At 71.7% G+C, this 12,105-nt stretch carries 9 protein-coding genes; 6 read left to right on the top strand and 3 right to left on the bottom strand.

Annotated elements, in window-relative coordinates:
• Positions 1–5 precede the first annotated feature (5 nt).
• The gene (locus ACN26Z_RS13060) at positions 6–242 is read left to right on the top strand and encodes a transposase family protein (protein WP_421461409.1); all 237 of its coding nucleotides are present in this window, start codon (positions 6–8) and stop codon (positions 240–242) included.
• A 122-nt stretch (positions 243–364) separates the two neighbouring features.
• Entirely contained in the window at positions 365–1,195 is an 831-nt protein-coding gene (locus tag ACN26Z_RS13055) for a TrmH family RNA methyltransferase (protein WP_421461407.1), read from the top strand.
• A 214-nt stretch (positions 1,196–1,409) separates the two neighbouring features.
• Here the strand turns inward: ACN26Z_RS13055 and ACN26Z_RS13050 are convergent, their stop codons facing one another.
• On the bottom strand, positions 1,410–3,839 hold the full coding sequence (locus tag ACN26Z_RS13050; protein ID WP_421461405.1) for an FtsX-like permease family protein: 2,430 nt from the start codon (positions 3,837–3,839) through the stop codon (positions 1,410–1,412).
• A complete protein-coding gene (locus tag ACN26Z_RS13045; protein ID WP_421461403.1) occupies positions 3,833–4,597 on the bottom strand; it encodes an ABC transporter ATP-binding protein in 765 nt (254 codons plus the stop codon). Before ACN26Z_RS13045 ends, ACN26Z_RS13050 begins: the two co-directional genes overlap by 7 nt.
• Before the next feature lie 169 nt (positions 4,598–4,766).
• Between ACN26Z_RS13045 and ACN26Z_RS13040 the strand changes: the two genes are divergently transcribed.
• The 3 genes from ACN26Z_RS13040 to ACN26Z_RS13030 all read left to right on the top strand — a co-directional run bounded on the left by ACN26Z_RS13040 (position 4,767) and on the right by ACN26Z_RS13030 (position 8,289).
• Positions 4,767–5,924, top strand: coding sequence for a sensor histidine kinase (locus ACN26Z_RS13040; RefSeq protein WP_421461401.1), 1,158 nt, complete (start codon positions 4,767–4,769; stop codon positions 5,922–5,924).
• Positions 5,921–6,589 carry a response regulator gene (locus tag ACN26Z_RS13035; protein ID WP_282239062.1) on the top strand — a complete coding sequence of 223 codons (669 nt, stop codon included), beginning with the start codon at positions 5,921–5,923 and terminating at the stop codon, positions 6,587–6,589. Before ACN26Z_RS13040 ends, ACN26Z_RS13035 begins: the two co-directional genes overlap by 4 nt.
• A 257-nt stretch (positions 6,590–6,846) precedes the next feature.
• The gene (locus ACN26Z_RS13030; protein WP_348774975.1) at positions 6,847–8,289 is read left to right on the top strand and encodes an endo-1,4-beta-xylanase; all 1,443 of its coding nucleotides are present in this window, start codon (positions 6,847–6,849) and stop codon (positions 8,287–8,289) included.
• Between the two features lie 76 nt (positions 8,290–8,365).
• Here ACN26Z_RS13030 and ACN26Z_RS13025 read toward each other — a convergent pair whose 3' ends face one another.
• A complete protein-coding gene (locus ACN26Z_RS13025) occupies positions 8,366–8,974 on the bottom strand; it encodes a nucleotidyltransferase domain-containing protein (RefSeq protein ID WP_282239064.1) in 609 nt (202 codons plus the stop codon).
• A 332-nt stretch (positions 8,975–9,306) separates the two neighbouring features.
• On the opposite strand from ACN26Z_RS13025, the gene ACN26Z_RS13020 reads away from it, so the two are divergent.
• A complete protein-coding gene (locus ACN26Z_RS13020; protein ID WP_421461399.1) occupies positions 9,307–12,054 on the top strand; it encodes an ATP-binding protein in 2,748 nt (915 codons plus the stop codon).
• The last annotated feature ends 51 nt before the right edge of the window (positions 12,055–12,105 follow it).

Below are 12,105 nucleotides of genomic sequence, written 5' to 3'. Positions count from 1 at the left end.
CGCCGGTGCCCTCAAGCCCGATCACCGCACTGTCCGTGGCCGCCGGCTACCCCGACGCGTCACCACCCGCCGTCACCGAGGATGAGGCGTCAGGACTGCTACGCGCCTTGTCGCGCGTACCGGATCCCCGCGACCATCGCGGGCTGCGGTACCCGACGACAGGTCTCCTCGCGGTCACGGTGTGCGCGGTCCTGGCTGGCGCATCGTCGTTCGCCGGGGCGACAGACCCCGTCCGTTCCTGAGATGCTGCCGGAGGGTCTTGCAGGCGTCGGAGCCCGTGGCCGTCCGGCCGGCATCCACCCCCGTGGCCGGTGAACGCTCGGCAGGCGCAAGGCTCTGGCGGGCAACGTCGACGGAGGCGGGGTTGGCAGTGGTGGTGCGAGTCAGTGGCCGCAATGCTCGGTTCCAGCAGTGGGAAGCTCTCCTCGGCAACCGGACCAAGCGGCAGCGACGCGGCGAGTTCATCGTGCAGGGCGTGCGCCCGATCACCATGGCCGTCGCACACGGCTGGCAGGTCCGGGAGCTGCTCTACGACGCCAACGCTCACCTGTCCGGCTGGGCACGCCAGACCCTGGACACAGTACGGGCCGAGACGTTCGCCGTCTCGCGTGACCTGATGCACGACCTCGGCGGTAAGGCAGATGCGGTGCCAGAGCTACTGGCCGTGGTCGCGCTGCCGGAGGACGATCTCCGGCGGATCCCGGTTTCTCCGACCATGCTCACCGTCGTGTTCGATCGGCCCACCAGCCCCGGCAATATCGGGACCCTCGTTCGGTCGGCGGACGCCTTCGGCGCCGGCGGCGTCATCGTCACCGGCCACGCCGCCGACGTGTACGACCCGAAGGCGGTCCGGGCGAGCACCGGCTCACTGTTCGCCCTGCCCGTGGTCCGGGTCCCCTCCCACCAGGCCGTTCTTTCCTGGGTCGCGGACATCCGTGCCGACGGCATCGGCATGAGCATCATGGGCACCGATGAGCACGGCGTCCTTGACGCCGCCGAGTACGACTTCACACAACCCACCCTGACGTTGATCGGCAACGAGACCACCGGTCTCAGCTCCGGTTGGCGCGAAGCCTGCGACCAACTCGTCCGGATCCCCATGTTCGGGTCCGCCAGCTCGCTGAACGCGGCGACCGCCGCAACCGTCGTGCTGTACGAATCGGCACGCCAGCGGGCCGCCGCCGCCCGGCGATAGCGCACCGATCGCAGGCCTCCGCCGGCAGCTGACCACCGAGGCCGACGACCAGGACCTGATCCGGCAACTGCGCTGCACGTTCCACTGGGCTCCCCAGCGCCGGTCAGGACGCTTCGGCTTTGGACGCTCGGTCCTTGGTGGAGAGCCTTCGTGGACGCTGCTGGAGGAAACAACCGCCCGACCCGGGCCTGGTGACGCGGACGGCGGTAGGGGTTCACGCCACGACGTCGACGGGCGACCGCGCGGGTTGGTGGCGTAGTGACCGCCAGGTCGGCAGCGCGCTCGCCAGCACCGCCAGCAGCAGGCAGAGGCCCACCACCCCGCCGACCACCGACCATGGCACCACCAGGTCGACCGGTACACCGGCCTGCTCGGCGAGTCCGGCACGGATGCTCAGCAGACCGACGAACGCCACAGCGCCTCCGAGCAGCGCCCCGATCAGCACCACCAGGGCGGACTCGGCCGCGACCAGCCAGATGACCTGCCGGCGGGTCGCTCCGGCCAGCCGGATCAGCCGCAGGTCTGGCAGCCGGCCGGCAGCGGCCATCAGCAGCGTGTTCGCCACCGCGACAGCCCCGTAGCCGGCCGAGACACCGATCAGCAGCAGCGTGGCGAGCCAGACGAGGCGATCCTCCGCACGATCCGCCTCGGCCGCCCACCCTTCGACGTCGAGGATCCGCGCTCCGGCCGGCGGATCGATCAGCTCCTGGACGTACACCGCGGACGAGAGCGCCGACGGGTCGTGCTCCCGCACCACGGACCGGCGCAGGAGCAGATCGCCCGGGATCGAGTCGTCGGCGACGACAGCGACGACTCGCAGCGACACCAGCTCCCCGTCGGCGAAGACCAGCGCGTACCGATCGGTTGGCTGGCGGTTCGCCGATGCGGTGACAACGACCGTGTCACCGCCGCTGAGGTCGCTGAGGGAGCCGGCGATGACGGTGAGCGCGCGGTTCGCGGCGGAGAAGCCCGCCGGGTCCACGCCGAGCGCGGTCAGTGGCCGGTTCACCGGCGGCCTGGCCGGGTCGCTCACAAACACCGTCGTCGGTAGCAGGGCGGTGCCCCCGGTCGCCGCGACGGCCTGGTCCGACAGGCCAGGTGTGCGGTCGGGCACGACGATCCAGCCGGCGTTCACGTTGTCGGCCCGGCCCGCCGCGTAGGCGGCCGTCGTGGTGCGCACCATGCCGGAGACCAGCACCGCGAACGCCACCGTGAGCAGCACCGGGGCGGCGATCGAGGCCGTCCGCCGGGTCGCGGTCAACGCCCCGGCCCGGACCAGCATCCCGATCGCACCGCCCGGTCGACGCACCGGCAGACGCAGCATCCGCACCACCGGGCCGACGACCGTCGGTGCCAGCACCGCGACACCGGCCACCAGGGCCATCACCGCGTAGAGGGCGAACGTGGCGGCGCTGCGGGCGTCGTCGGACGTCGCGGTACCGAGGCTGAGAGCGACCCCCACCGCGACGAGGAGCGCCCCGGTGGCGGTTCGTAGCCGTCCGATCGGCCGTTGCTCCACGGCCGCCTCACGCAACGCCTCCAGTGGGCGAACACGTGCTGCTCGGCGCGACGCCGACCAGACGGCCAGCAGCGCGATCACCGGCCCGGCGGCGAGCGACACCGCGACCGGCCAGTGCTCGTAGCGGACCCGGAAGGTCGCCGGCTGGAATCCGACGTCGACAAGCAGTCGACCCAGCACCGGAGCGAGCGCCGCGCCGACCAGGAGCCCGGCGATCCCCGCAGTGACACCGACGACGAGCGCCTCGACGTACACCATGCGGCGGATCTGACCACTCGTCGCGCCGACGGCGCGCAACAAACCCAACTCGCGGCGGCGCTGCGCGACCGTGAACGCGAAGGCGGAGGCGACCACGAAGACCGTGACGAAGCCGGCGAGAGCCGCCGTGGCGGTGAGCACCTGCATGCCGATCCAGCGGGTACGGGCGTCGCCCCGAGGCTCCAACGCTCCGCGTCCGTCGCCGGTCAGCGCCCGTCCGTCGCCGCCGACGACGCCGCGGGCCGCCGCGGCGACGTCCTCGGCATCGGCACCCGCCGCGACAAGCAGACCGATGGCCCGGACGCCGGGCGCGAGCGCGGCGGCGACCTCGTCCGCGACGTAGACACCGGGCGCATCGACCAGACCGGTGACGGTGTACGACTGCGGCCCTGCCGCCGTGAGCAGGGTGATCGGCCTGCCCGGACGCAGCCCCAGCGCACGGTCGACGACCACCTCGCCGGCCTGCCGGGGCGCCTCGCCGGCGGTGAGACGGAATCCACCCAGCCGGGTGCTCGACCAGCCGTGTCCCTGGTGGGCGTCCTCTCGCTGGCCGTCGGTGGCCGGGGGCCGGCCGTCGACCAGCGCCTGGGCGTAGAAGGTCCGGTCCGGCACCGCGGCCGTGACCCCCGGCACCTCGGTCAGCCTGCTGGTGAGTTCCGCCGCCCTGGCAGCCGACCAGGGCCGGGTCGGCGCGAACGAGTCGGCCGAGGCACCGGCCTCGGGGCTCTGGACGACAACTGCCGCGTACGCCAGCCGGTCGGGCACCTGCGGGCGTCCGGAGGCGAGCAGCAGGGTGGTCGCCGCTACCAGTGCCACGCCGGCGGCGACGACCACGAACGCGCTCACCGACCTTCGGAGGCTCAGCACGACCGCTCCCCGGCGATCTCCGCCGGTGCCGTCTCCTGCTCGGCGATCCGCGCGGCCACGACCGCAGCGGTGATCCCGCCGGTCATGTCATCGACGATGCGGCCATCGGCGAGCAGCAGGACCCGATCGGCGTACGCGGCGGCGATCGGATCGTGGGTCACCATCACGACGGTCTGCCGGTGGTCGTCGACGAGTGCGCGCAGCAGCCGAAGGATCTGTCGAGACGCCGCGCTGTCCAGCGCCCCGGTCGGTTCGTCGGCGAAGACCACCGCGGGACGGGTGATCAACGCCCGCGCCACGGCGACACGTTGCTGCTCGCCGCCGGACAGTTCGCTCGGCCGGTGGCCAGCCCGATCGACCAGCCCCACGGCGTCGAACGCGGCAGTGACGTCACGGGCCGGGGGGCGGCGCCCGGCCAGGCGCAGCGGCAGCTCGACGTTCTGTGCCGCGGTCAGCGTGGACACCAGGTTGACGGCCTGGAAGACGAAGCCGATCCGCTCGCGACGCAGCCGAGTCAACTCGTCCTCGCCCAGCTCGTTGAGGCGACTGCCGCCGATGATCACGGTCCCCTCGGTCGGCCTGTCCAACCCGGCCGCGCAGTGCAACAGGGTGGACTTGCCCGAGCCCGACGGACCCATCACCGCGGTGAACGTGCCGCTGGCGAAGCTGGTCGTCACGTCGTCGAGCGCCGTCACCCGCCGCGCTCCGGCGCCGTACACCGCCCGTAGCCCGGTCAGGATCACCGTCTGTGTGGTCATGTCCGCCAGCGTGCCGGCTCCGGCAGGTGTCGGGCGTCGTGCCGGTGCAGACACTTTCCGGTCCGCCCCTGAGTGGACCCGGGGTGCCGGAACGCGGCAGAAGTCCTGCCTGAGGATGACCACCCACAGGTGGACGCGCCGGGTCCGGCCGGCCGATACGCTCGGGCAGGTGACCGCCTTCCTGCTGACCCGGCGGCTGCGGCCGGTGGAACTGGCCACCGTGGACGCCGTGCTCGCCGTGTCGGTCGGTGGGCTGCTCGGCCCGTACGCGGCGCTGGAATCGCCGCTACGTGGTGGTGTGCACGAACCGCTGTGGGTGTCGGTGCTCGTCGGGATGGCCCTCGGGTTGCCGCTGGCCGTCCGGCGACGGTGGCCGGTCACAGTCGCCGTCGTGATCAGCTGTGTCGCCGCCGTCGCCCTGATCACCGGCGTGGTTCCCAGCTATGCCGCCGCCGCGCCCGGGCTCGCCGTCGGTCTGTCCGTCTACACGGTGGCCGTGTCGACGAGCATGTACCGGTCGGTGCTCTGCGCTGCCGGTTGTCTCGCGTTGGTGAGCGTCGCCCTGGTGTTCAGCGAGAGTGATCTCTGGTCGCGGACCGGTGCGGTCGGCTACGCCGCCGTCATGATCGTGCCTGCCGGGATGATCGGCTGGCTGGTTCGGGAGCGCCGCGCCCTGGCCGCCCGTCAGGGCGAGCACCTGGTCCGCCAGGCCGCCACCGAGGAGCGGTTACGGGTGGCGCGGGACGTGCATGACGTGGTCGCGCACACGCTGAGCCTCATCGTGGTGAAGGCGGCCGTCGCCAACCACGTCGCCGAGGCCGACCCCCGCGAGGCGGGCGCCGCCCTGCGGGTGATCGAAGAGACCGGTCGCAACGCGTTGACCGACGTCCGCCGGGTGCTCGGCGTGCTGCGCGAGGGCGCCCCGTATGCCCCGGCGCCCGGGCTGGACGAGTTGCCCGCGCTCGCCCGGCAGGCGGCGATCGGCGGTGTCGACGTACGGCTCGACGTACGGCGGGAGGAACCGGCCGCAGCGGTGCCGGAGTCTGTGGGTCTGGCGGTGTACCGGATCGTGCAGGAGGCGGTGACAAACGTGGTGAAGCATGCGGCACCGGCCATCTGCCGGGCAACGGTGACCGTCACGCCCGGCAAGGTCAGGGTCGAGGTGACCGACGACGGCCGCCGGCCGGTCTCCACCGCCGGGGAGGGACACGGGATCATCGGGATGCGGGAACGGGTGGCGCTGCACGGTGGCGAGTTCCACGCCGGTCCACGCCCCGGCGGCGGCTTCGTCGTCACGGCCAGCCTGCCCTACCGGGCGGCCGCGTGATCCGGGTGTTGATCGCCGACGACCAGGCGCTGCTGCGTGGCAGTTTTCGGCTGTTGGTCGATTCGACACCGGATCTCACCACCGTCGCCGAGGCGGGCACCGGCGCGGCGGCCGTGGCGTTGTCAGCCGAGCACCGGCCGGACGTGGTGCTGATGGACGTGCGGATGCCGGAGATGGACGGCATCGAGGCGACCCGACGGATCTGCGCCGACCCGACGGGCGTCGGCACCCGGGTCGTCATCCTGACCACCTTCGACCTGGACGAGTACGTCTACGGGGCGCTGCGCGCCGGGGCCAGCGGGTTCCTGCTCAAGGACACCCCGCCGGCGGACCTGCTGGCCGGCATCCGGGTGGTGGCCGCCGGCGAAGGGCTGCTCGCGCCGACGGTGACCCGCCGGCTGATCGACGAGTTCGCGCGTCGGCCCGAGCCGGCCCGGCCGCTGCCGCGACGGCTGGCGGCGGTGACCGAGCGGGAACGGGAAGTGCTCACGCTGATCGCCCGCGGCCTGTCCAACACGGAACTGGCCATGCACCTCAATCTCAGCCCGACCACCGTCAAGACGCACGTCGGACGATTGTTGACCAAGCTGGCGGTCCGTGATCGGGCGCAACTGGTAATCGTTGCCTACGAAACGGGCCTGGTTCAGCCGGGCGGCCCACGCTGAGCGGCTCGCCGCACCGACGGGAGCCATGAGTCGGTACGTCGCCCGACTGCGCAACGACTGCATCCTGGTTGCCGACCTCACGGCCATTTCCGGAATGTTTCCGGAAGTTGTTGACAGTGCGGCAGGCCGGTATCGAGACTGACCGTTCCGGGGGCATGCATACACGTCGATTGATGACGTCCAGCACCAAGGGAGGGCCCGTGAACAGCGACCTGAGGCAGCGTAGGAAGGTTGCTCGAACAGCTTTACCGACGGCGGTGTTGTTGCTGATAAGCAGCGCTGTCGCGGTCCAGTCGAGCGCCCCGGCCGCGGCGGCCGAGACCACGCTGCGGGCCGCAGCCGCCAACGCCGGGCTGTTCTTCGGCGTCGCAGCCTCACCCAACCGGCTCTACCCGATCGTCGGGCAGGAGTTCAGCCAACTGACGCCCGAGAACGACATGAAGCCGGACAGGATCGCCACCTCCAGCGGCGGGCTGCAGAACACCAGCGGTGCGGACACCCTGGTCAACCACGCCCAGAGCAACAACATGCTGGTCCGCGGCCACACCCTGGTCTGGCACTCCCAGGCCGGCGCGTTGCAGGGTGCCAGCCAGGCGACGCTGAACACCTTCATCGGCAACGCCATCAACCGCTGGGGCAGCAGGATCGCGTACTGGGACGTCGTCAACGAAGCGCTGGAGGACAACAACACCGGCCGGCGACGCAACCAGTGGCCGCACTCCATGAACCGGGACGCCAACGGCGACGGCGACTTCTTCGACGCCGGCGACACCGACGTCATCCGGGACTCGTTCATCCGGGCCAAGCAGGTCGTGCAGGCCGGCGGGCTGACCACCAAGCTCTGCATCAACGACTACGACGTCGACGGCCTCACGGTCCAGGGCGGCACCCCGAACCGCAAAGCCAACGCGCTGTACGACATCGTCCGCAACTACCGGCAGTACATCGACTGCGTCGGGTTCCAGGCGCACTTCAACGACAACCCGAACAGCGTCATCACCGACGACATCCAGGCCAACATCCAACGCTTCGCCGACCTCGGCGTCGAGGTACACATCACCGAGCTGGACATCGACGACGACCTGAGCAACAACGACATCGGCGCAGGCCAGGCGGAGAACTACCGCAAGGTCGTACGGGCCTGCCTCAACGTCGCACAGTGCACCGGCATCACCGTCTGGGGCATCTCCGACAGCGAGTCGTGGCGCTCCTCGGAGCGGGGCCTGCTGTTCACCGGCGGCAATGGCAGCTACCAGAAGAAGGCCGCCTACCACGCGGTTCTCGACGAGCTGAACAAGGGCCGCAACTCCACCCCGCCGCCGACCACGCCGCCGGTGACGCCGTCCGTCCCGCCGACCACGCCACCTGTCGATCCGACCACCCCACCGCCACCGACCACGCCGCCGACCACCGGTTGCTCCGCGACGGTCTCGCTGAACTCCTGGACCGGTGGGTTCGTCGCCACCGTCAGGGTCACCGCCGGCACCGCGCCGATCAGTGGCTGGAGCGTCCAACTCACCCTGCCCTCCGGGGCCACCGTCACCAACGCGTGGAACGCCAACCGCAGCGGAAGCAGCGGCACCGTGCAGTTCAGCAACGTCAGCTACAACGGCTCAGTGAACGCCGGCCAGTCCACCGAGTTCGGCTTCCAGGGCACCGGGACCGCCACCGGCCTGACCCCGGTGTGCACCGCCACCTGAACACCATCTGTCCTGGTCGGCCGGCAGACCGGCCGACCAGGACAGGCACCACGGCGACGACACGAGCCGAGGCGGGTCAACACGACCGCAGCCGGGCTCGCCATGGATGATCCGGGTGGACCAGGCCGAGCGTCGCGTCCAACCAGCCGCGTTCCGCGCGGGACAGCAGCGGCAGCACGCCGGTGAAGTCGGCCTCGTCCTTGTCGCGCGGGTGCTTTGCCTTGAACAGCAGTACGGCCTCGACAGCCAGGTACGGGATCCCGCCGTCGCTGCGCCGGATGATCTCCCGATACGGCCGCCGGATCCGCTGTTCGTCGCGGCGGCAGATCCAGACCTCCCCGTCGTGTGGCTCACGGAAGACGTCGAAGCGCCACCTGCCTGCCGCCGGATCCCAGGCCCAGGTCTGATGCGAGTCGCCGGCCAAGGCGTCGGCCGTCGACGGCACCAGCGCGCCCCCGCCCGCCGGCACCCAGAAGTCGAGCTCGGGAAAGAGCGGCGGCAGCAGCGCGAAATGCGCCGCAGGCACGGCGATCTCAAGGTCCCCGTGGGCCCGGGTCGGCTCGCCGCGGAACAGATCCACCGCCCAGCCAGCCGCGACGTACCAGGGGACCGGCAGGTCGCGAAGGCGTTCGGCCATCTGGACCGGGTGCCAGGCCTCCCACGCATCGACATCGGGATGGTTCACGACGCGAGCGTACGGCGCAGGAGAGCGCCGGTCGCATCAGCGCCGCCGTCGTGGTTGCGTGACGTACCCGCTTGGCAGTGACTCCACGTCACACGCGATCGTGACACTGCGTCACTTACGTCTCCGGCGCGTCCGCGCTGTGATGGGACACGCTCGTCGTGGACCAGCAGACCACCGGCGTGCCACGTTGCGAGCGTACGGCTGCCAGCCCAACGGTCCGGACCGCCCTGTCCTGACCGCGACGCGGCCGTGCTCGGACGGTCGTCTCACGATGGGGAAGGCTGGGCTATAGCGTTGAGCTCGGTGTGCCATCGCGGCCAGCGGGGGGAGACATGGAACTTTTCGGACGGCACGCCGAGACCGCGGTACTGGACCGGCTGCTGAATCGTGCGGCGGATCGCGCCGGCTCCGGGCTGGTGCTGTGGGGTGAGCCGGGCATCGGCAAGACCGCTCTGCTCGATTACGCCGTCGAGGCGGCGTCCGACGCGACGGTGTTGCGGTGTCGGGGCACCCGGATGGAGACCGGGCTCGCGTTCGCCGCGCTGCACGAGTTGCTGTGGCCGGTGTTGGACCGGCTGGAGACGCTCCCCGCCCCGCAGGCTGCGGCGTTGCGGGGTGCGTTGGGAATGAGCCGAGACCCGGCCAACCGCTTCCTCATCGGCGCGGCAGTGCTGTCGCTGCTCTCGGGTCTCGCGCGGGAGCGGCAGGTGCTGGTCGTGGTGGACGACGCTCAGTGGGTCGATGAGGCGAGCGCGCTGTGCCTGGGGTTCGTCGCCCGGCGAGTGGCGACGGAGCGGATCGCGGTGCTGCTGACCGGACACGAGGATCCCGCCTCGGGGCCGTGGGAGGGTTTGCCGGCCCTGGCGGTCGGAGGTCTGGCCGACGAGGACGCGCGCCAGCTCCTGACCGCTGTCGTGCCCGGGATCGACGCGGCGCTGGCCGATCGGACGGTGCAGGCGGCGGGTGGCAACCCGTTGGCGCTGCACGAGCTGCCCACCCTCGATCGCGAGACCGACGGCGAGGCGACCCTCCCGCACGCCGGCAACCCGGTGCCGGTGGGGCCACGGTTGCGACGGGCGTTCTGCGCACGGGCCGAGGCCCTGAAACCGTCGACCCGGGCGTTACTGCTGCTGGCCGCCGCCGAGGGCCGGGGCGACCGGCACGTCGTGCACCGTGCCGGTGCCGCCTGGGGCATCGACACCTCCGCCTGGGACGAGGCCCTGCGTTCGGGCCTGCTCCATGCCTCGGGAAGCCGCCTGGAGTTCCGGCACCCACTGATTCCGGCAGCCATCTACGACGGTTCCCCCTTCGCGGAGCGGCAAGCTGTGCATCAGGCGCTGGCGGCGGCCCTGCCGCAGGACGCCACCATGGAGCGGGCCTGGCACCTGGCAGCCGCTGCCGACGGGCCGGACGAGGACGTCGCCACACTGCTGGAGCACGCCGCCGAGGAGTGCCTGCGACGCAGTGCGGGTCCGATGGCGGCTCGCACCCTGGGTCGGGCCGCTGAGCTGTCCCCGAAGCCAGCGGACGCCACGCGCCGGCTGGCCGCCGCCGCCCGCGCCGCGTGGCACGCCGGCAATGCCGAGGCGGCGCGGCAGTTGCTCGAAGAGGCTGAACGCCTGAGCGGTGTGCTTCCCGTCGTCCGGCAGAGCGGCGGGCTGCGCGGGATCCTCGAATTCGCGTACGGCATGCCCGAACGCGCCCACCATTACCTGACGAGCGACATGGCCGCGGTACCCGAGACCCGCCGTGCCGTGGAGCTGGGCACGGTCGCGGTCCGCGCCGCCTGGTCGGCCGGGCGGTCCGACCTTCAACAGGAGGCGCTACGACGCGTGCGGGCCGTGGCCACCGCCGCTGACTCCGCCGTGTCAGAGCTGATGCCCGTGTTGGAAAACTGGTGGTCCTGCTACGACGTGACCGGCGAGGCCATCCCGACGACCCGGGATCTGGCCAGCGACGTCGTCGGTCGGCTCGGTACGGTCGCATGGGAGTTGCTGCCGCCCGTGCCGTTGGTCCAGGCCTGGGGCATCGACGGTGGACTGCTCGACGTGCTGCGCATGCAGGCCGTGCAGCTGCGGCGACGGCACGAGCTCACCGCGCTGGCGCTGGTGCTGGCCCAGATCGCGGTCCTCGACACCGCCGCGGGCCGGTGGGGCGCCGCCGAGCAGGCGGCGACCGAGGGCCTGCGACTCGCCGAGGAGATCAAGGCGGATCACGTCGCCACGCAGAGCCGCGCCTGCCTCGCCTTGTTGGCTGCCGCCCGCGGCGAGCATCGCGCCGTCGAGGAGCAGACCAATCGGATGTTGCAGGTCTCGGTGCCACGCGGAGTACGAGCGCTCAGCGCATCGGCGTACTGGATCCGTGGACGAGCGGCGCTGTTCGACGGTCGTCCGCAGGAGGCGCTGAGCGACCTGCTGTGCCTCGTCGAACCCGGCCACGAGGCCGCCCACACCACCTTCGCGCTGCTCGCCGCCCCGGACACCGTCGAAGCGGCGGTGCAGGTCGGCAACAACGACGTCGTCGGGTTTCAGCTCGCCATGGTGCAGGAGTGGGCGCAGCGTACCGACGCGACCTGGGCCCGCACGGCCGGCCATCGGCTCACGGCACTCGCCGACGGTGGATCGGCGGCCGAGGCGTCGTTCCGAGCCGCCCTGGACGTCGCGGGAGCGGGGACGCAGCCGTTCGAGTACGCCCGCACTCGGCTGCTGTACGGGGAATGGCTGCGGCGGGCGCGCCGCCGGGCCGACGCCAGTGCCCAGCTGGCCGCGGCAGCCGAGACCTTCGACCGCCTGGGCGCGGGCCCACTGCGCGTGCGGGCGCTGCGCGAGCAGGCCCTGACCGACCGACGGGCCGCACCTCGCGGGACCGATCCGCCGACCGTCGCCGGGCTGACCGCACAGGAGCTGCGGGTCGCGCGGTTGGCTGCGGATCGTCTGACGAACCGGGAGATCGCGGCACAGCTGTTGATCAGCCCCCGCACGGTCGGCCACCACCTGGCAAACGTCTACCCCAAGCTGGGCATCACCTCCCGTGCCGAACTGGCCAGGATCAACTTTGATGGAGACCTGCGGCTCAGCTAGCGCGGTGTCCAGCGGGCGACGACCGGTCCGACCGTGCGCCGTGGACCGGTC

Source organism: Verrucosispora sp. WMMD703, from assembly GCF_049178935.1.
GTDB classification, from domain to species: Bacteria; Actinomycetota; Actinomycetes; order Mycobacteriales; family Micromonosporaceae; genus Micromonospora; species Micromonospora sediminimaris.
Note: the sequence above shows the minus strand (reverse complement) of the source record. Positions and strands in the feature narration are given on the sequence as shown.

Bases quoted from the DNA above. Each gene is read 5' to 3' on its own strand.
- ACN26Z_RS13045 (WP_421461403.1), bottom strand. From the start codon at position 4,597: ATGACCACACAGACGGTGATCCTGACCGGGCTACGGGCGGTGTACGGC.
- ACN26Z_RS13020 (WP_421461399.1), top strand. From the start codon at position 9,307: ATGGAACTTTTCGGACGGCACGCCGAGACCGCGGTACTGGACCGGCTG.